This is a genomic window from Lelliottia sp. JS-SCA-14 (assembly GCF_035593345.1).
GTDB lineage: Bacteria > Pseudomonadota > Gammaproteobacteria > Enterobacterales > Enterobacteriaceae > Enterobacter > Enterobacter wanjuensis.
In genome coordinates this window covers 3902303-3922644 of record NZ_CP141606.1, presented here as the reverse complement: position 1 = coordinate 3922644, position 20342 = coordinate 3902303, and the positions used below count along the sequence as shown (strand labels likewise).

General features: G+C 50.8%; 21 protein-coding genes. 7 read left to right on the top strand and 14 right to left on the bottom strand.

Annotated features, from left to right (window positions below):
• Positions 1-137 precede the first annotated feature (137 nt).
• The gene (locus tag U9O48_RS18225) at positions 138-452 is read right to left on the bottom strand and encodes a hypothetical protein (protein WP_015386387.1); all 315 of its coding nucleotides are present in this window, start codon (positions 450-452) and stop codon (positions 138-140) included.
• A gap of 108 nt (positions 453-560) precedes the next feature.
• On the opposite strand from U9O48_RS18225, the gene U9O48_RS18220 reads away from it, so the two are divergent.
• Positions 561-1022 (top strand): helix-turn-helix domain-containing protein, encoded by a 462-nt coding sequence (locus U9O48_RS18220; protein ID WP_015386388.1) that lies wholly within the window; start codon positions 561-563, stop codon positions 1020-1022.
• Positions 1023-1026: 4 nt separating this feature from the next.
• On the opposite strand, the gene U9O48_RS18215 is transcribed toward U9O48_RS18220, so the two are convergent.
• The 8 genes from U9O48_RS18215 to U9O48_RS18180 all read right to left on the bottom strand — a co-directional run bounded on the left by U9O48_RS18215 (position 1027) and on the right by U9O48_RS18180 (position 7325).
• Positions 1027-1413 carry a hypothetical protein gene (locus U9O48_RS18215; RefSeq protein ID WP_043876081.1) on the bottom strand — a complete coding sequence of 129 codons (387 nt, stop codon included), beginning with the start codon at positions 1411-1413 and terminating at the stop codon, positions 1027-1029.
• Positions 1414-1803: 390 nt separating this feature from the next.
• Positions 1804-3027, bottom strand: coding sequence for a primase-helicase family protein (locus U9O48_RS18210; RefSeq protein ID WP_324722944.1), 1224 nt, complete (start codon positions 3025-3027; stop codon positions 1804-1806).
• Between the two features lie 117 nt (positions 3028-3144).
• A complete protein-coding gene (locus U9O48_RS18205) occupies positions 3145-3351 on the bottom strand; it encodes a hypothetical protein (RefSeq protein WP_043876083.1) in 207 nt (68 codons plus the stop codon).
• Positions 3348-3782 carry an endonuclease domain-containing protein gene (locus U9O48_RS18200; RefSeq protein WP_043876084.1) on the bottom strand — a complete coding sequence of 145 codons (435 nt, stop codon included), beginning with the start codon at positions 3780-3782 and terminating at the stop codon, positions 3348-3350. Before U9O48_RS18200 ends, U9O48_RS18205 begins: the two co-directional genes overlap by 4 nt.
• A 10-nt stretch (positions 3783-3792) precedes the next feature.
• Positions 3793-4257 (bottom strand): hypothetical protein, encoded by a 465-nt coding sequence (locus U9O48_RS18195; RefSeq protein WP_324722942.1) that lies wholly within the window; start codon positions 4255-4257, stop codon positions 3793-3795.
• The gene (locus tag U9O48_RS18190) at positions 4250-4624 is read right to left on the bottom strand and encodes a hypothetical protein (protein WP_043876086.1); all 375 of its coding nucleotides are present in this window, start codon (positions 4622-4624) and stop codon (positions 4250-4252) included. The genes U9O48_RS18195 and U9O48_RS18190 overlap by 8 nt, the downstream gene beginning before the upstream one ends.
• Positions 4625-5734: 1110 nt before the next feature.
• A complete protein-coding gene (locus U9O48_RS18185; protein WP_043876088.1) occupies positions 5735-6913 on the bottom strand; it encodes a site-specific integrase in 1179 nt (392 codons plus the stop codon).
• Positions 6914-7064: 151 nt separating this feature from the next.
• On the bottom strand, positions 7065-7325 hold the full coding sequence (locus U9O48_RS18180) for a hypothetical protein (RefSeq protein WP_282494438.1): 261 nt from the start codon (positions 7323-7325) through the stop codon (positions 7065-7067).
• A gap of 378 nt (positions 7326-7703) precedes the next feature.
• Here U9O48_RS18180 and U9O48_RS18175 point away from each other — a divergent pair, with 378 nt between their 5' ends.
• The 6 genes from U9O48_RS18175 (at position 7704) to U9O48_RS18150 (ending at position 14050) form a co-directional block, all read left to right on the top strand.
• Positions 7704-8243, top strand: a complete 540-nt coding sequence (locus U9O48_RS18175) for a fimbrial protein (protein WP_324722941.1) — start codon at positions 7704-7706, stop codon at positions 8241-8243.
• Between the two features lie 53 nt (positions 8244-8296).
• On the top strand, positions 8297-8983 hold the full coding sequence (locus tag U9O48_RS18170) for a fimbrial assembly chaperone (RefSeq protein WP_285143785.1): 687 nt from the start codon (positions 8297-8299) through the stop codon (positions 8981-8983).
• Complete coding sequence (locus tag U9O48_RS18165; RefSeq protein WP_416382094.1) at positions 8961-11546, top strand: fimbria/pilus outer membrane usher protein; 2586 nt, start codon at positions 8961-8963, stop codon at positions 11544-11546. Before U9O48_RS18170 ends, U9O48_RS18165 begins: the two co-directional genes overlap by 23 nt.
• Positions 11530-12093: a fimbrial protein gene (locus tag U9O48_RS18160; protein WP_324722939.1), complete on the top strand. Its 564-nt coding sequence runs from the start codon at positions 11530-11532 to the stop codon at positions 12091-12093. The genes U9O48_RS18165 and U9O48_RS18160 overlap by 17 nt, the downstream gene beginning before the upstream one ends.
• An 84-nt stretch (positions 12094-12177) precedes the next feature.
• Positions 12178-13254, top strand: coding sequence for a type 1 fimbrial protein (locus tag U9O48_RS18155; RefSeq protein WP_324722938.1), 1077 nt, complete (start codon positions 12178-12180; stop codon positions 13252-13254).
• A 142-nt stretch (positions 13255-13396) separates the two neighbouring features.
• Entirely contained in the window at positions 13397-14050 is a 654-nt protein-coding gene (locus U9O48_RS18150) for a helix-turn-helix domain-containing protein (RefSeq protein WP_282494443.1), read from the top strand.
• A 182-nt stretch (positions 14051-14232) separates the two neighbouring features.
• On the opposite strand, the gene U9O48_RS18145 is transcribed toward U9O48_RS18150, so the two are convergent.
• From U9O48_RS18145 to U9O48_RS18125, 5 genes are all read right to left on the bottom strand, one after another.
• Positions 14233-14529, bottom strand: coding sequence for a hypothetical protein (locus tag U9O48_RS18145; RefSeq protein WP_282494444.1), 297 nt, complete (start codon positions 14527-14529; stop codon positions 14233-14235).
• A 174-nt stretch (positions 14530-14703) separates the two neighbouring features.
• Positions 14704-16245, bottom strand: coding sequence for a TolC family protein (locus tag U9O48_RS18140; RefSeq protein ID WP_324722937.1), 1542 nt, complete (start codon positions 16243-16245; stop codon positions 14704-14706).
• Positions 16242-18398 (bottom strand): peptidase domain-containing ABC transporter, encoded by a 2157-nt coding sequence (locus tag U9O48_RS18135; RefSeq protein WP_324722935.1) that lies wholly within the window; start codon positions 18396-18398, stop codon positions 16242-16244. The genes U9O48_RS18140 and U9O48_RS18135 overlap by 4 nt, the downstream gene beginning before the upstream one ends.
• Entirely contained in the window at positions 18388-19665 is a 1278-nt protein-coding gene (locus U9O48_RS18130; RefSeq protein WP_324722934.1) for an HlyD family efflux transporter periplasmic adaptor subunit, read from the bottom strand. The genes U9O48_RS18135 and U9O48_RS18130 overlap by 11 nt, the downstream gene beginning before the upstream one ends.
• Before the next feature lie 54 nt (positions 19666-19719).
• Positions 19720-20262, bottom strand: coding sequence for a response regulator transcription factor (locus tag U9O48_RS18125; protein WP_282494448.1), 543 nt, complete (start codon positions 20260-20262; stop codon positions 19720-19722).
• Positions 20263-20342 lie beyond the last annotated feature (80 nt).

The window sequence follows — 20342 nt, the reverse complement described above, 5'->3', positions numbered from 1 at the left end:
CATGTAGTGTTTAAGTAGTCAAACACTATTTAAGCTACGCCCTTTAAGCCACTTTTATTGCGTAGTGTTAATGTATACTCAAATGCTACGCTTGTGTGATGGCGTGAGTATTCACGCCATTAAGAGATAGAAGGGGATTACTCTTCAAAAAACTGTTGAACAGCCCAGCCACCGTGACCACCTGGAGTGATGAAGGAAACAAAACCCTTTTCGTCTACGTTCTGAATCTCAACTGTCATCGATTCTTTTAGGAGACGGCATTTACCGGAAGTAATGAGACCAATCATACCTTGCTGGTCTTTGTCCTGAATGTTACTGATCATCTCGTAAAAATCGGTCAGCTTCTTACAGTTAAATGTTCCTTCTTTTAGGGTGGCTCTATCCCCGTGGCTCAACGCGTAAGCGTTAGTCGCCGTCGCAATCAATACTGCCGCCATAAGAATCTTTTTCATAATGTTCCTGGTTTGTGTTCTGTGGAAGGAGCAAATCATACAACATTAGTTCGAAATGTCACGATTAGAGCGTGGCTGATTAGAGGTCTAAACTTGCATCTTTAGCAGATGCAAAAGAATCTAAGAGCCTTGTTTGGACAAAGAGTTAAACAGCTTCGCATTGCTTCTGGTCTTAGCCAGGAAGCATTTGCTGATCGCTGTGGGTTTGCTCGTAGCTACATGAGCAGGATTGAACGAGGGACGTCAAATGCGTCGCTTGATGCTATTGAGACATTGGCTCGTGCGCTTGGGGTTGAAGCATGGCAACTCTTTGCATCTAATCAAACTGAAAATACAGAGATTGTGATTGTTCCGTATGCGAAGGACGGCACTTGTTTTAATCCGGGGCTTGCGAGTAATCGGGATCGGTCTTATGTCGTTGGCGAGGCTGATAACCTTAAGAGGTTTCTAATTTTCGAAGAGGCTTTAGACTACCTGCGTAAGATGGAGACTGCGAAATGGAAGCGACCAAATGCAAACGGCAACTGGGGGATAGTTTCTGCGGTTCGCTGGGACTCTCTCGAAAAGTAAAACGCTAAACGAAGGTGTAAACGATGGCGTGATCTTCCAGCTTCCACGGAAAGCGTGAGTTAACTACAAAGTGATTCCACTGGTACGAGATTAGCTCCGGGTCAACCGTCTGGCGCGGTTCTTGCGCGTCTATCACGCTGCGCCCGTCGCGGTACGCTTCCCACTCAAGGCGATGGATGTAGTATCCCGGCAACCACTCGATGATTGGCGTGTTTGGAATAACACGAGGGAAATGGTCTTCCATGTTTTCCGTGCTGAGTTCCTCCGCTTCAAGCTGACGGTGGTTCTGGTGGTCTGTGTTCATAAGCTGGCGCTCAACTTCTTCTATGCGCTGTGCCTTGCGCCCATTTTGGAAAAATTCTTCGTATACAGCTTTGCTGCGTCGTGCCATTACATGGCCTCCTGAATAAAAGTGATTTGTTTTGATGCCCTGGCTGTGCGCTGGCACTTTCTGGGCGGGAATGTGTGCGGCTACCCTCGCCGCCCGGATGGGGCGCAAGTACAGACTCGCTGTATGAGTGATTTAAAGATTTGCTTTTTAATACTTGTTCAGCAGATCGCTACACCATGACGAACGTCACGGCGAGCGGCGGAAATGGGGCGGCTAATGCCTTGCGGGAAACTCTGGCGGGAGTCTCCTCTCCCCGTTATAAAAACGGTGAAGTCGATAAAGATCTAAGAATACTTGATAAATAGCCCTGTTAGCCTTGTAGCCCTGATCAGGCCAGTGGCGGCGCGGATTTCAAAATACAGGGCTAAAACCATAGCCCTGTAGCCCTGATCACTGGGCCGGGTAATACTTATCAACAAACCAGGAGAGAACACTCTCCGGGATCTTGCTGCTGCCGTCCTGCGGCGCTTGATACCAGACTGATTTAAGCCCTGCGCGAGTGCTCACTCTGGCGCTCATGTACCCGTTATCACGTAGCCATTGACTCGCATCCTGTGGTCGTGGGAATGATGGGCAAGCGTCATGAAATGCCTGGAATGCAAACGCCGGATTTTCTCCGGTGAAGATCTCCGCTTCGTTCTGCTCTTCCGTGATGCTGGCTTGTTTCATGCGCTCAAGTGCCAAACTGAAAGGTGGGCGATACGGATTGAAGGATTCCAACGGGTAAGCCATTAGCCAGGCGTGTACGGCTTCCAGACCGCCCACGGCGAGCCAATCAGCAAGACGGGCAATAAACTCTGCTGTTTCTTCCCTATTCGCCCGGTGGCGTATGTAATGGGTGCAGTAATGGCGGCGATCATTCGCCTCCACTTCAATCGGACTCTCACTGTTGCTGAACGTGAAAAACCGGGTGTAAGTGGCTACCTTTCGAGGCTGCTCATACTTCCTGTTAATCTCGATCATCGGTTCAGTCTGGATGCTTTTTAACCGATCTGCCATGTTACGTCTGGCTGGCGGTGGGTCATCGAACAGGATCAGGATTGTACGGGCCATCGCATCATTGTGGACGCCCGTCAGGGTGCCGTAGTTGGAGTAAAGCGTTGTCTGGTGCATCAGGAGCGGCGAGAGGATTTGATTGAACAAAAAACCTTTGCCTGTCCCGGTATCACTCGGAATAACGATGTGCCAGCTTGGGCGCTGTTCCGGGTGCTGGAACATGTGCGCCATGTATGCGCTCACTGTGTCGCGGTCTGCCTGGTCAGGGAAGAGCCTCGCCAGATACTCAAGCCAGAGAGTCAGATCTGCGGCTGGTGTCTTGTCGCTGTGCCAGCGCCTGAACGTATTCAGGGTTCCATTCTGATCGATACCGTATGGCTTCGCCGGGTTGAAATCGCAAACTTTGATGAATGGAATGTGATCCCAAAGAAGGTTTAAATAATCCCGCCGCCACTTTCTACCAGTTGATAAATGGTATTCCCTTTCGAGAATGTCCAGACAGTGATTTGTATTCGTGGGGATGTGGTGGAGGAGTATTTTACCTTGAGCGCTGATAAACCCGTACTTTTCTGCTTGTAAATGGTCAATCAGTGGTCTTATTTGTTGCTTTTCTGTCATCAGTGCCCTCGTTCATAGCATTTCGTAAAGTTTTAATAATGAATGTTGGGCGGCTGTCCTCGCCCTTATTTGCATCAATCCAGCTGAGCACGTCGCGTGCAATAATGAGTTTCAACATTATTTGTTATCCTTAGTTTTGAAGATGTAGCCTTCGGAAAGTAACCACTGATAGAACTGACCAATGGTGATTTTATCTACTGCTTTGTCGAATAACTCTGGCTTGTTCAGTGGTTCGAGCTTGATTTCTGATTTCTGCATGTCCTGTTGCTGGTGGCTCCAATAGTGCTTTAACCAGGCTAAGGATTGTTGCGGGTTTTTGGTCATCGGTAATACTCCAGGTGGTGAAGTTGGTCAAAGCGGACGGCGTAATACACCGCAAACTGTTTTAAGATAAATCCGAAGTCATCTTCTTTGAGAAAGCCGTTCCTGCGGTCGAGCGCTGCGTCGTATAACTCATCGTACAGATCGCTATGATGACCGAAATAAACTTCCCACAAGAGCGGTGTGAAGTCTTCACGGTAGGCAATGCGAGACAAGATGCGATTGAAATCGCCTTCAATGGCATTCGTTACACGGTTCAGGATAAGGCGGCAATGCCCTGTTCTGTGGTCGTGGTCAATAACTGGATCTGTCAGTGGCGAGCCTGTTATGAAATCTTTCCCGCCCTGTTCGGCGGTCATCATCTGGCGATAGGCGCTGGCGCTTTTCTGAGAGAGCTTCGCCGGGTTTCTCTTCTGAGCATAGTGAATGAACATAACCTGTCCCTTACCTCGCAGTGTCCACGAGGGCGACACGTAAACGGCAGGCGAACGTCTGGGCCTCGGCTGCTGCTGCGGCTTGCGCGGCTGCTTCTGCATGTTGGCGGCGTTCCTCTTCGGCTACGGCTTGGGTGTAATATTCTTCTGCTTGAGCCATCAGGGACGCCATAAGCTGGGCTTCTGCCTCTGTGGTGAGGGCAGTACGGTCAGCCTCGATTTCATCTTGCTTGCGGTTCAACACAATGCGAATTGCAGGTTCCCCGGCGTTATAGAACGGCTGACGGTTATAGTCGGCTATGGTGTACCCGTCGAGGATAGCTTGCTGTAGCGTGGTGAGGATCACAGGGTAGAAGTCTGAGATGCTGAACACATCAGACAGATGGGCTTCAATGTATCCTGAAATGTAACTTTCGCGCTGGGCCTTAAATTCTGCTTTTACTTCACGCATTAATGCGGCTGGTAGTTTAGTCACGCTTTTGTTTCTCCTTGATTTCTAATAGTCGTTTGATGTTGATGCGGTTGCAGCGTGGGCAATAAAACGGACTCTTCCCACCGACGAGGTAAGACGTTACGTAATACGTTTTGCCCTGGTAAAACTCCATGCCGATGTAGCAGGATTGCAACCATCTGTTGATTTCGCGGTGATCGTTGCCATTGCTCCACTCGTTTACGAAGTCCTCGAAGGTGAAGCAATGTTGCATCACTTCCTCAGCCCAATACATAAACGCTACTCGCTGCGGGGTGGTTGGCATTCCGTACTGGCGTAGCCTGTCGCGGTAAACGTGGAACTCAAAGCGGGGGAGCCATTCGGCAATGGTTTTTAATGTCTGACTTTTCAACTGTAATGATTTTCCTTATGTTCAAATGCAGGAAAGCCCCCAGGAAGGATTGATCCAAATGTCCAACACAACCACCCAGATCGGGTTCTGGGCTAAGGAGAAAAACATTCGGCAACCTGGAGGCTTTATTCTGCGGAGAGTGTACGACGTTGCGCACGGTCATGCTTGCTACTATGGGAATAGCGTTAGGGGAGTAGATTCTATAAAAGGCGGCGAGATCTCGCGTGTATTCCCCGATGGGGTACGCTCATACCATGTGACGAATGAGCACCGTTTCAACATTGCTTCCCTATATGATTTATAATACAGGAAAAAGCACTTTTTGTCAAGTTGTTTTTGTTGACTTTTGTATTTAAATGTGATTTGAGAGTTGTATTGTCTGGATCTGCATGGTCGGAAGTGGATAGTGGGAATACAGTGAAGCTGTCAGAGAGAACGGCCCGGAGCACTCATTAGAGCGTAGGCATTTGATCGGGGGGCTTCCACTCTCCACAACGTCAGGTAGCGCCGCTGGTGGCTCTGGGAATCATCTTCTGGATGTTGCACCAGTGAGAAGGGCGACGGCTGCACGATGTGCCAGTTTGGGCGCTGCTCTCGCTTCGTCTGCTGCGTTGTGTGCTGCTTTCTCTCAAAGGATGGGTGAACGTCAGGGAGACAGGCTGTAATGCGTTCAGGGGCTGCTGGTGGACGTGGTTAAATGAAGACGGTAATCATCGAGACGACTCTCCAGCATACTCTGGAATCTCATCGAGATGGATCTCTGGTGGTGGTTATCGGTGAGTAACAGGAAGGGATTATTATAAAGGTTAAGTTTATGATAGTTGGATCAGTGCATGACTTCGGATTACTCATACCTACGTAGCTACATCAGGTAGTAACAAGAACAGATTATTATCAGGGTAGGCTAATGGTTAATTCAGATCGGAGGTAGAGAGTACACCTGAGTAGTGATTGATACACAGGAACAGACATACTCTCTCTTTCATGACTAACATGAAAGAATACTATTGTACAAAGGTAGCTCTATCCCTTCGGGATAACAAACCTCCCTCGCTTCGCTCGCGAACTTCGTGTGTAGGGTAGCACATTTCCTTACTGAAAGTCAAGCCATTACCATAAAAAATTAACGATTTCCACATGTTTTTTTAGCTCCTCCATGCTCGCGCCCTGGGAATAGGTGCGGAAGGCTTCCGTCTTCGATTTCTGGTCTGTGTGTCCCGTTATGGCTCCGATCCGCTGTTCTGGTACTCCTGCACGGTCTAAGCAGGTTATGAACATACCGCGCAAGCTGTGGAAGCATTGGCGGTCTGTGGCTGTAGGAAGCACACGACGGCGTAGTCTGGTGAACGCTTGAGAGTAGAAGGGGCCTTTCTTGCCGTCCTTCCGGTTAATCCTGTTAGCCTGTGGAAACAGGTATTCGCCGTAAGCGTGACTCAAATAGTCATCGACAATCTCAGATAGCCGGGAGTGAATAGGGACATGCCTGATCCCCGCTTTGGTCTTTGACTTCGAGATGTAGAAACAGCGTACACCTTCCACCGTTTGGATCTCTGACTTCTTGAGGCTTGCCAGTTCATCAAGGCGGCATCCTGAAAAGAGTCCCATAGTGATAATGTTCCTGATCTCTGGCTCTGCTGAATCCAGTAGCTTTTGCATCTGGTCAGGATCGAACGGCTGATAACTTTCAATCGTCGCCCTCGCTTCGAGGTTCATGCCGTGAAACGGGTTATCCGGCGCTATGTCGTCATGACTTCTCCGAGCATACTCGTACAGGCTCCCCAGGCACGTTAGCCAGTTCTGGACGGTTTGAGGGGCTTTCTTGCCCTGCTGGTTGATGAACATCGTCACTTGTGACCGTCTGATCTCAGTGATTTTAACATCTACCCGATCCAGCGATGCGAGAAACACCTCGACGGCGCGAGCAGATTTAGCCAGCGTCGAGAATGAGCGCTTGTCTCTGTATTTGTCCGCGTATTGATCGCGGATAGTGGTTAGTGTCGGTACTGTTTGGAGTGGGGCGCGTAATGTGGCTTGCTTATGCAGTCCTGCGATGGCGTGTTGTATGCGCCTTTCCTCCGTATCCGGGGAATACTGTTCTTTCAGAGTTTTCCACTCGATCAGCATGTGATTACGGAAATGTTTTGCTGCTGTCAGATCCCTGGTGCCTGTAGATTTCCGGTACAGGCGTTTCCCTCCGAAGATGTGGCGCATGTACACCGGAATGAAGATCTGGAACATCCAAACGCCGTCAGCAGTAGGATATAAATAAGATTGGGCCTTGATAGACATGAGATTTTTCCTCTACAATCTCCGTCATCAACTACCAGTTTTGAGATCTTTCAAGGCTGTTAAGGGAGGTTGTTCGATTCCCTTCGCCCGCTCCATCTTTACCTCTGGTAACATCTGACTTCCTTGTCTCTTTCCTGTGAAACAATCTGATTTAGTGGACTGCGACGCTCAGTAACTTGATGAGATCCAGACAGAAATAACAAATGCTGTCGTAGTTCTCGGTGATGTAGGGAATGCAGGGGTAGCTGTCGGGTTGTTCATCCTCAAGCAGGGCAGCGATTTCATCTGGCGCAAACATGCTCAGGTCATAGCGTGACAGATACCAGTTTTTATATTCGGAATAATTATTTAAGATCACCACCTCACCGCATCGATCAAATGTCAGCGAATCATTGATGGTAAAATTCCGCATATAAACCTCCTCTTTTATCTAGTATTATCTATTATCATTAAGTGCCCATAGTATTACATCAAAACCTGTTTTTTATAACTCTTTTATCGTCCAGGAAAAGAGCGATATAAATAATTTAATATCAAACAGTGATATTTACTTTTTTTTAAGGGTGTAAACTACAGGGGCGCTCATGTCTTATGATTTTCTTACTGCTTTAAATTCATTAAGTTAGCAATATTTTGTCCAAAAATGGACTCATTTGTAACTGCATGTCTTTTATAGGAGGATATGCTGCTTCTGAATGGCTCAGAGACTTTGGTAAAGTAACTTCAGCGGGAAGTAAATCTCCCATTTATATTATTAGCCAAATAAATTTATATCTGGAGTCGTATTTCAATGAATTCTAAATTCAATAAAGCGGTATTCGTCTGTGCTTTATCCCTGGCAACCTCTTTAGCTGCTCATGCTGACAATAAAATTACCTTTACCGGAAAGGTCATTGATTCCGCCTGTACCATTAGCGTGAATGGCGGCGTGGCGACTCTGGATCTGGGCGAAACCTCTGCTGCAGATATCGCGGCAAAAGGGCAAACCGGCGCACCTAAGAGCTTTAATATCTCTCTGGGTTCATGCCCGGTAGCAGCTACAGGCGTACCGACTAAAGCCTATATTAAATTCAGCGGCACCACTGACGGCGACGATACCTATTTTAAAAACGATCTGTCGGGTGCCAACGCGGCGACCAACGTCGCTATTTTGATTAAAGACGCCAAAAACACCGCCATCATTAATAACGACGGCAACACCGCGATTACTTTACCGCCTACCGGTGGCGCGGTAGACCTTGATTACACCGCAAGCCTGGTCGCCAGCGCAGCAGCCCCAACCAAAGGGGATGTTTCTTCCGCTGTGACCTACACCGTCAGCTACGAATAATGCCGTTGAGTGCCAGAGTCCTCTGGCACTCCTTCAACTTTGTGAATTCCCGAATGAAAATAGTGAATACCTCTGTTGCAATACTGCTTGCGACACTCTCTGTCACGCACGCGATGGCCAGCGTCACCGTGGGTGGAACGCGCGTTGTATTCGACGGGACGAAGAAAGAAACCTCTTTGTCCGTCGAAAATAAAGATAAAGTCGCGAACCTGGTGCAGTCCTGGATCACCCCCGCAGACGCCGCCACGCCCGCGAAAGATGCGCTGATTATTACGCCGCCTTTATTCCGCCTCGATGCCGGGGATAAAAATGTCCTGCGCATTGCGCGCTCGGGTTTACCGATGCCGGAAGACCACGAAAGCATGTACTGGCTGAACGTGAAAGGTATTGCTGCCGCGAACGAAAACGCCGCCAGCAACAGCATTCAGATCGCCGTTAACTCACGGATTAAATTAATTTATCGCCCGGCGAAACTGGCGGGAACCTATCCCGAACAGCAGACGCAAAAATTGAGCTGGCACATGGCGGGTAACAAGGTGGTGGTGAATAACCCCACGCCCTATTACATGAATTTTGCCACCGTGAAGATCAACGGAAAAAGTGTGGAGAGCGCGACCTGGGTGGGCCCAAATTCTGACGCCAGCTTTGTTTTACCTGTTGGCATTGGGGACGGGAAATTAACCTGGAGAATTTATAACGACTTTGGAATGGCCGGGGATGAGCATCAATCATCGATTTAATTTCTACACGATCCACAGTCGCACGCGTTTTTTTCATTCCGTACCATGGATGGTACCGCTGGTTCTGATTTATAGCGGATACGCCTTGTCCCGGGAATATTTTAACCCCGCCTTGCTGGAGATGACCGATTCCGTGTTAGCCACTGCGGATTTGTCGGCATTCGAAAATGGCAAACAGGCACCCGGGAAATATCGCGTTGATGTGTTCGTCAATAATCAACAGGTAGATTCCCTGGAGATTGTATTTGATCATAGTCATGACCCTAATGCTGCCGACGCGCTTATGCCGTGCTTGTCTCTTGAACAGCTTAAAAGCTGGGGAGTCAATACCGACAACTATCCGGAACTGTCGATAGAAGGAAGTCAGTGCGTCAATCTTCTTGCCATTCGTGATGCTGCCGCTGAGTTTAAATTTAACGTCCAGAGATTAAATTTAAGCATTCCGCAATCTGCATTACTTAATCGCGCGCGCGACTATATTCCGCCTGAAAAATGGGACGAAGGCATTAATGCCTTTTTATTGAATTATAACCTGAACGGGTCAACGACGATGCCACGCCAATCCGGACAACAAACCGTTAATAGTCAGTACGGGAACTTTCGTCCCGGGCTGAATATTGGGCCGTGGCGAATTCGTAATTACTCGACGTGGAATCATGACAATCAGGGCCAGAACCAGTGGGACTCCGTCTACAACTACGTTTCCCGTGATATAAAGGCGCTGCAAAGCCAGCTGACGGTGGGGGACAGCAATACCCAGAGCGATGTTTTCGACAGCATCGCATTTCGCGGCGCGCAGCTGGCGTCTGACGAGAACATGACGCCGGACAGCCTGAAGGGCTACGCGCCGGTGATCCATGGTATTGCCCGCACCAACGCTGAAGTGACCGTTTCTCAGAACGGCCACAGTATCTATAAAACCAACGTCGCGCCGGGGGCATTTGTCATTGATGACATGTATCCGACCGGCGGCGGTGGGGATATGGAAGTGACCGTCAAAGAGTCCGACGGCAGCGTTCAGACTATGGTGGTTCCCTACGCGTCGTTGCCGGTGTTGCACCGCGAAGGCAGCTTCGAGTACAGCGTGACCGGGGGCAAAACCCGAACCGACGGCAGCAAAGAGGCGAACTTTAGCCAGGTGACGGCGGTATATGGCCTGCCGCATGGTTTCACGGTCTATGGCGGGCTGCAGGAGGCCAATGTCGGGTATTCCGCGGCCTCCATGGGGCTTGGCATCAACCTCGGCGATATCGGCGCTATCTCGACGGATATCACTCAGGCCTGGGCCAGAGTGCGCAGCACCGAGACGTCGACCGGCGCGCAGACGCTGACAGACCAGAACGGCCAGTCGCTGCGCCTGCGATACAGCAAAAACTTTTTGGATACCGGCACCAATCTGACCGTGGCGGGTTATCGCTATTCCACCAAAGGGTATTATTCTCTGAGCGATACCCTGGATTCTTATAATAGCGAATCGATGAGCGATCGTCGACGCAACCGTACTGAGCTGTCATTGTCGCAGGATATTGTCTATGGATCCGTCTCGGTCAGTTATATTAATGAAAACTACTGGGATAACAGCAGAACCTCGTCCCTGAGTCTCAGTTACAACAATAACTGGAATGGGATCAGCTACGGGTTTAACTATATTTATAATTTAAACCAGCAATCCAGCCAGGAAGGTCAAAGCCTTAATGATAAAAACGACCAGCAGCTGTCGTTTAATATCAGCGTGCCGCTGGATAAATATCTGCCGGGGGCAAGCGTCAGCTACAGCATGAACAGTGCTAAAGGTGGGCCAACCACCTATAACGTGAATGCCTCCGGCACCTCGCTGGATGACCGCTCCCTGAACTGGAGCGTCCAGGAGGGCTATTCCGATGCGGAGCATCAAACCAATGGCAACGCCTTCGCAGGTTATAAAGGCCGCTATGCTCAGGTGAATGGCGGATATTCTTATGACAATAATTCCCAGCGCGTGAACTACGGTATTCAGGGCGGGGTGTTAGTCCACAAACAGGGCGTGACCCTTTCCCAGCCCTTTAACGATACCGTGGTGCTGGTGAATACGCATGGCGCGGCGGATGTGCCTGTCTCCAGCCAGACGGGCGTCAAGACCGACAAACAGGGCTTTGCCGTCGTGACTTACGCTAACCCGTACCATAAAAATGTCGTTTCTCTGGATACAGAAAATCTTGAAAGTGATGACGTTGAATTACAAGAGACCAGTAAGAGCGTGATCCCAACGCGCGGCGCGGTGGTTGAGGCGGGATATAACACCAGCCTGGGCAATCGTGTATTACTCACGTTGTTAAAAGAGAACAATCAGCCGGTGCCTTTTGGCGCAACGGTGAGCCAGCCGGATAATAGTCAGGGCATTAACGATCCCCACAGCGGGATTGTCGGTGACGGCGGGCTGGTCTATTTAACCGGCATGGCAGAACAAGGCACAGTATTGGCGCGCTGGGGAGAGGGAAACCAAAATCAGTGTGTGGTGAATTACACATTGCCGAAACAGAAAACAGTATCCGGAGTCACTATCCTGCATGAAAAATGTCATTAATAATCCTGGGTGGACGTCTATTTTCGGCCTTGTCTGGTTCGCCATTTTAATGACGGGCTCGTTATTTGCCTATGGCTCTACGGATACCGTCCAGATACAGGTAACAGGAAAGATAATTGCGGCATCCTGTCAGGTCGATATTCCTCAGAATGTGGATCTTGGCCAGATATCGCGTCAGGATCTCTCCGTGGCGGGCGGGAATAGCGGCACCATGGTCGTGCTGCTAAAACTTTCACAGTGCTCACCGCAGGTCTCCCAGGCCACGGTGAGTTTTACCGGTTCACCTTATACCGCCGACCCGGCTTTTTCGAGCGCGATATATGCCAATGAAGCCTCCGGCGGTGCGACGGATATCGGTTTGCAGCTTTTTAATCTGGATGGAAAGGCGCTGGTCAATCTGGCAAATGGTGTGGAATATTCATTCCCGGTGCAGACGGATACCCATGCAGGAATATTTTCCATGGGTGCCAGAATGTATACGCCTCACGGTACTCCGACGGCCGGTGATTTTAAATCCGCGGTAACGGTAAACTTTACGTATCAGTAACGCATAACTGTAGTGTTTAACAAAACTGTATTTCTGACGGCTTAAGTTAAATCTGCTTCCCCTCTTATGAAGAATCGTTTATTTATGAACATAAAATTATTTCTGGTGCTGACGTTGGCGCTGTTTTTCTCAACGGTTGGCCACGCCGCCTGCAAGCGCGGGGGCGGGCTCTTCGATGATAAAGATATTTCAACATCGTTCGCGAGTCTTCCGCCGAGTATTGTCATCACGAATGATAATTACACTGCCGGTACGGTGATTGCGACTACAGGTTGGTCCCCGGGCAACAACGATCAGCTGACTATCCAGGGATGCGGCAGATCCTATGTTGTCGGCTTTTTTTATCTCGGTTCGCCTCAGGTGGATGCCGCGGCGGGAACACAAATTATGCCCACCAATATCAATGGCCTGGGCGTGCGTGTCACGACGATGAACCAGGCGGGCCCCAATGACGGTGCGACGGTAGTGGATAACAACTGGCACTCCGGCAGCGGCACAAAAGATGATCACACGCTGCGTAACTCTCAGTATTTGGTTGAACTTGTGGCCACCGGTGGGCCTATCACCCCTGGAACGCTGCAGGTCACCGGCACGCTGGCACAGGTTGAATTCCGTGAAAGCGCCAGTCACAGTGCAGATGGTGATATTGCGTCGAATATCGTGTTACAGAATACGCAGATCGTGATCAAAGCCGTTGGCTGCAACGCAGATACGTCGCAAATTAATTTTAATTTTAATACCTTAAACGTAACGGATTTTGATGCACAAACAAAGGCGGGCTCTGCGCCGGACCAGGGGGTGGATCTCTCGTGTGAGATTGGCACGAATGTGTCCCTTTCGGTCACCGCCGTGGAGGCCTCAGGTGACAATGCCAACCATACGGTGATGGCGTTGACCGGTGCTGGCAATAGCGATGTTGCGTCCGGCATCGGTGTGCAGCTGGGGCTGAAAACCCGCACCTATGATAGCGGAAGCGACGGTTTGCCTTTAAATAAAAACGTTGCCGTTGTCAGTTCAACCCGAAGCGGAAGCGAATATGTCAGTGGTGGTACGCAGACCCATGAAGAGCTCATCTTTAGCGCCGTCTATTATAAAACGGCTGCAACCGTGATTGCCGGAAATGCGAATGCAACCGCGACGCTGACACTGACCTATAATTGATTATGCTCACTTTACTGGTTTCGTTCTTAAAACAAAATTTGATCCATATTCGTTTTATGGAGGAATTCAATTATAATAAATATGCGTAACGCTCCTTAATTTACGCACTCTCTCTTAAAAAACTTATATAAATGAGTTGACTATGTGCGATAAATCTTATGTTTTTTCTAAATTTGAGTTAATTAAAAAACCTGTACATGATTACCAGGTGATCATGGAAGCTTTAGCGCCGTTTGCGACTTTCTTTGACTGTACAAAAAATAAAAAGTTAATGCTCGTTCAGTCCGGGAAACCCGTCTGCTATCTGGTATTTGAAGGGCGTGGGTTAATTTGCCGAAACCGGGATAATCTGGTGCTCACGACCTCGCGAGCGCCGATGATTGTGGGGCTCACCAGTATTCTGTTTCCACTGAATGAAGAATATTACTGGCGTCCAGAAACCGATTGTATCGCAATGAAGTTAGATGCCAGCGCTGCGCGACAGATCATTAGTGACAATAATTTGTGGCAGCATTTAGCCACCCTAATAGGGTATACCGCTTACCGTTTAAATGATCACAATGTCAAACTGACCGCCCGTTCTGGGCTCAGTATTATCTGCAAACAGATTTATGCGTTAATGGATGAGCCCATTGAAGTACGCAGGAAGGTGGGGCTGACGAACTATATTCTTGACCGAACCTTATTGTCGCGTAGCTACGTCATGAAAATTGTCGCAGAGCTGAAGGCCCAAGGGAAAATAGTGCTGGATGACAAAGTACTGATAAAAGTCGAGGGTCTGGAAGATAACGAATAAGGTAAGGTATTAAGAGGTCAAACGTCATTATGTTTAGTGTACAAAATAAAGGGTCTCTGATTCGGTTATTCGGTCAGAGACCCTTTTTTATGGGGCTACACAAAAGGAGGTGGCTGATTAAGCCACCTCCCTAAGCATCACCCGCAGAATGGCGGCCAGAATCGCCATTCTGTCAGGCGGTCTTAGCCACCAATCTGATCGGTGTAACCGTCAACGAAAGTGGTGATGTCGTCTTTGCCATACAGGAAGCCGCCCACGCCACCGACAACGGTGCCGACCACGCTACCGACAACCGCGCCAACGCCTTGAGCGATCACGCCAAAGCCCAGACCATCGGATTTGGTGTTGATGCCACCTAATGCCAGACCGGTACAAAAACCTGCACCTGCGCCATATACAGCACCTTCAATCGCATCGCCAAGAGAAGATGCCCATGCACCGTTTACCATTTCGACTTCAGCTTGATTCAATTCACGCATTTCTTTAATGTCCTTATAATATCCATTGCCAGTAAATACCTGTCATTCGTGTATTTGAATGACAGGAGCAATTATCGCTAAATCAAAAATATTGTATAGGCAAATTCACAGGTATTTATTATTTCGGGGCGCATGGCTGAATATTTCATTGCCTTTAATTTAGCGCGTAAGTTATCAATATAAAGTTAATTTACCCACAGCCGATAAAAGCGAAAGTCGCTGGAGATACCAGGCGATACGAATATTCGCTTCGTCGATTTCGGTTGTCGATAATTGCTGCTGGGTATTCAGAAGTTCAATAATCGATCCCACGCCGGTTAAATAACGCCCGTTGGCAATATCGTAGGCCCTGCGCGCCGTTTTCAGGCGCTGGGAAATCAACCGCAGGTTGTGGTTAGTGGTATTCAGTTTTTGCCAGGCGTTCCAGGTTTTCAACCCGACATCATTCACTACACGCTGATAATCCTCTTGGGATAACGCCTGCTGAACGTGGGCGTCCTGCAGCTGGTTATAGCGGCGAAAACCCGAGAACAGCGGAACCGAGACGTTCAGGCCGACAAACATCGAGTCGGTTCGGTTGAGCGGCTCGTATCGGTTCTGGTCCAGCGACGACACTTCCCGGTTAACCCCGGCCTGAAGCGAAATGGACGGCAGAAAATCCCGCTGCGCCTGATTCAGCTGTTCGTCCGCGGCTTCGATGTTTTTCCTGGCGGCGAGGATCATCGGGTGCTGTTTTACCGCTTCGTCCAGCAGCGGCTTCAGGGCCATCATCTGCGTGTCCGACGGCACCTCGAGGTTATCTTCCGGATGGATCTGGCTGTCGACGGGGAAGTTTAACGCGCTGGCGAGCTGACCAATGGACTGCTGGTAATCCCCCTCACTTTGCACCCGGTCCTGGGTGGCAGAGAGCAACACGTTTTCCGCCTGCAATGCATCCGCCAGCACGCCCACGCCGGAGCGGTATTTGTTTTGCGTGGTGTCCCAGGTTTTGCGCGCAATCATCTCGTTCTGCTTCGCGGCAGAGAGGATGGTGCGCTTCGCCAGTACCTGGTAATAAGTCTGCGCAAAAGAGATGACAAAATCCTGCAGGCCCGACAGCGCCTGATAGCGATTGCTCAGCCACAGATCCTGCTTTTGGCTGATCAGCGCTTCGCGTTTGCCGAAATCAAACAGCAGCCAGTTGAGCTCCACCCCGGAGTTCATCGTCCGGTCGGTCTGCTTTTGGCTGCCCGAATGCTGGAAAGCGTAGCTGTCGCTTTCGCTGGCGGAGCTGAAAATGGCGTTGATATCCGGCATCCAGCTCGCCTGACTCATTTTGTAGTCATACAGATAGTGGCGCATGTTCAGCGCCAGGCTGCGCATGCCGGGGTCCTGACACAGGGCCAGGGTCAGGGCCTGGGCAAAATGCTTCACGCTGGTTGTCGAGGTGATGTTGCAGGCCTCTTCGATATCATTCTCCTCGTTCAGCAGCCACTCCGGGGCTTTGACCGGAGAGGGCATGGCGATCTCTTTGGCGACCGGCGCCGCGCGATCGGTACTTTCCAGCTGGAGCTTATCCAGCAGCGCCAGGGTTTCCGGCGAGGTGGTCTGGGCATTCGTCGCGGTGGGTCTTTGCTCGCCGCTGTCCAGAAGCTGCTGCAGGTTATCCTCTGCGATGGCGAACGCGCTGATGACGCCAGCCAGCATCAGCGCCACGAATGAAAACAGGCGCATCATGGGCGTTCTCCCTGCGTCAGGTTGAAAATGTCTGCCGGGGTTTTGTCGCCGGTCACGCGGCCTGCCTCCATAACGATGACCCGGTCGGCCATCATCAGCGTCTGCGGTCGGTGCGCAATCATCAGCCGGGTGATGCGCAGCTCGCGCAGGGCGTCGTTGACCTTTTTCTCCAGGAACAGGTCGAGATGGCTGGTCGCTTCGTCGAGCAGTAAAAACGCGGGCCTGCGGTATAAGGCGCGGGCTAAAAACAGGCGCTGTTTTTGCCCGCCGGAAAGCGCGGCCCCCATGTCGCCGACCAGGGTGTTGTACTTCATCGGCATCGCCATGATGTCGTGATGAATGGCCGCCATTTCCGCGCACTGGACGGCAAAGGCCATGTCGTCACTGGCATCGCCAAAGGTGATATTGTCGATGATGGTGCCCGCAAACAGAACGTCGTCCTGCAGCACCGCGGCGCTGATACTGCGCAGGGATTCCACGCCAAACTTGGGCAGCGGCACGCCGTCGATCAGGATCTCGCCCTGCGTAGGCTGAAGGCAGCCGAGGGCAAGCTGTCCGAGCGTGGTTTTCCCGCAGCCCGATGTCCCCATGATCGCCACACACTCTCCGGCTGCCACCGTGAATGAGACCTCATCCAGTACCAGCGGCTCCTGCGGGGCGTACTGGAAGGAGAGGGCGCTAAAGGTCAGCGCCGGGGCGCTGCGATCCACTGGCAGCCCGACGTGGCTGATTTCGCTCTCTTCCGGGTCACTGAGCACGATATCCGCCAGCCGCTCTGTCTGAATCGAGAGCATGCGCAGGGCAAAGGCGTTGTCGATCAGATTGCGCACGCGCTCGAGAAACTGGCCCTTGTAGGAGATAAACGCCATCAGCAAACCGACGGTGAAGACCTGGTCGATCACCATCGACGCGCCAATTCCCAGCACCAGAAGATTATCGAGTGAGAAAAGAATGCTGTTCAGCTGCTGATAGTAAATCTGCAGCTTCTGGGTTCTCACGCCCGCGTTGAGCTGATTGACCAGCAGGGTTAACCATTCGTCGGAACGCAGGGTCGTTTTCTGATACAGCTTGAGCGTTTTGACGCCGCGCAGGGTTTCCAGAAAGTGCGAGTTCTGCTTTGCGGCGTGGATAATCTGCTCCTGAGACGCATTGCGCAGCGGCCGATACCAGATCAGACGACCCAACAGATAGGCACCGATCACCAGCAAAGGGATTAGTGTCAGCATGGGGCTGTAAAGCAGCATCATCACCAGCGTGATAATACTGAGCAGGCCGTCGAGCACAGCGACCAGGAACGAGGAGGAGAGGGTTCCCTGGATGGCTTCCACCGCGCCAAAACGCGAGACCAGATCCCCCAGATGTCGGCGCTCGAAAAAGGCGACCGGGAGTCTCAGCAGATGGTGAAACACGCTGCCCTGCCACTGCACGCGGATTGAGGTGGTGATGTAGATCATCACCCACGCGCGGATCATCGACATCACCTGTTTGATCAGCAGCGTCAGGGCGTATCCCAGCATCAGAACCAGCAGCAGATGGCGATCGCTCGAGACGATCGCATCATCAATCGTCCACTGGGAAAAGAGCGGCAGCAGCAGGGTAATAAACTCAATGGCAAGCCCCAGCGCGATGACGTAAGCCGCGCTGGATTTCAGCCCGACGATGCGGCCAATCAGCTGACCAAACTTCACTTTCAGCGGCGGCGCGGTATGGGTGAAATCTTTGTCCGGCCACAGCTCCAGCGCCACGCCGGTAAAAGAGGCCGACACGTCCGCCAGGGAGACCACGCGCGGGCCGATAGCCGGATCGTGGATCACGCAGTGTTTGCTTCCCACCTCTTTCAGGACGACAAAATGCACCATGTCCCAGTGCAATACGCAGGGCAGCCGGAGCTGGCTCAGCTCGGCCATATCCAGGCGCAGCGAGCGGCTGGCAAGCTGATGGTCGCGCGCCACATTCACCAGCTGATTGAGCGTTAACCCTTTTTGCGAGACGCCATGCTCGCGGCGCATCTGACGCAGATCCAGCACGTTGTTATGCCACGCCGACACCATGCACAGGCACGCGAGGCCACATTCTGCGGCCTCGGTTTGCAGCACCATGGGCAGTGCTTTGCTGCGAAAGCCAAAGTTGATGGCCTGTAATTTACTGAGCATTCCCTTTCCCCTGACTCACTAACTCTGACGGTGCCATTTTGAGCAACGGTTCAAATATCCATTCATATAAGCGTCGGTTTTCGCGCACCACGTCGGCTTCGAGCTGCATGCCGGCCTGCAGCTCCATTTTCTGACCGTAGACATTGACGTAATGCGCGTCCGGCTGGACCACGATGCGATAGAGCGGGGCGCCCGCCTCTTTGTTTTCAAAGAGATCCATTTCGTTTTGCGTCAGCGCGACTTTTGAGACGCTCACCACCACGCCATGATATTGACCGAATTTTTGCCACGGCCAGGCGGGGTAGCGCAGCCAGACGTCGCTGTGGGGGCGAATAAACCCGACGGCGTAGCTCGGCGCGTAGAGATACGCCAGCAGCTGGGAGTCCTGCGGGATGATGCTTAATAGCGGGGCGTGGCCATCAAAATATTGCCCTGCGGTCGCGGTCAGTGCGGTGACTGTGCCTGGCTTGGTGGCGCGAATAATAATCTCCCTTTTGGACTCGCTCTCCGTCAGCTCTTGATCGGTGGAGGCGATCTTGCTGGCGATGTCATTGCGCTGTTTCTGATAGTTGCTCTCCAGCTGGAGCTGCTCGTTGGTGCGCTGAATTAATTCACGGCGGCTATTAATCAGCGCGCTGCGGCTGGTCTCAAGCGCGCCGTTCTGGCGCAGGCTCTCCTCTTTGACGCGCTGAAATTGCTCCAGCGAGACATACTCTTTCCCCCACAGCTCCTGATATTGCGCGACCCGTTTATTGAGGAGCTGCGAAAGCATCAGCTGATTATTGCTCTCTTGCTCCTGGAGTTTGACCTGCTCGGTCAACTGCTGGATCTGGCGCTCGGAGGCCGTTTTATCGGTGATCCAGCTGCCCTCCACTTCACGCAGGGTGTTATTGAACAGTTTCAGCCGGGTGCGGATTTGCTCGCTGATGGTCTCCTGGGTGGCATCTTTTCCCTCAAGGGAGCGGTCGCTTGAAAGGACGAAAAGAGGCTCCCCCAGCGTGACTTTGTCCCCTTCTCTAACGAAGACGTTTTTGACGGATCCCGCCTGCGGGCTATAGATGCGGATAATCCCTTTATCCGGCATTAATACCCCGGAAACCTGCTGCTTTCGGGTATAGGAAAAAAAGTAGATAAATAAAATCAGCACAAAGACAATGCCCAGCGCAATATACGCGCTCAGGCGTAACGATGGCGGAGAGGCAATAATCACCTCTCCCAGCCAGTGACGTCTTCTGGATTCAGTCACTTCCTGACGAAATAATCCCATAGTTCCTTCTTTATAAAACAGTGAATCCGTAGGTTGATTCTCAACCCGCTGCAATTAAGCGGCAGGTTTGCTTAATTTGTCCGTACTGGAGACGGCGGAGAGTTTATCCACTTTGAGTTTGTACATAATGTTATAGCGATGAACGCACACGGTTTTGTAACTCACACCCAGAAAGTCAGCGATAGACTTATTGGAAACGCCCTGCGAAACAAAATGCAGAACTTCTCTTTCCCGCTGGGTCAGAAGTGAAAGCTGTGAATTCAGATTGACGTCTTTAAGCGGAGATTTTGGCAGACACTGGAATCCTTTCATCACCGCCGTAATGATCAGCACGATAATATCCATATCGAAGGTGCAATCAATCATGCCGTCCGCGTGGCTGCTGATGATTTGTCGCAGGCTATAATCCACTTCGCCATTCACTAAAATAATCGCTTTCAGATGGGTACGAGAATGTAAATCTTTCCTGAAGGTCGTATCAAACAGCAACGACGAATCAAATATAATCGTCTCGCATGCGTTGTCATGAAGAATGTCGGCGACGTTCTCTTTTGGCAACGGCATACAAATGGCTTCGTAGTCAAAATTTTTCGACAAAATCTCCTTAATAGTGAAGGTTATAAAATTATTCGACGAGTACACAAAGATCTTCTTTTTAGACAGTTCCATTATCCATT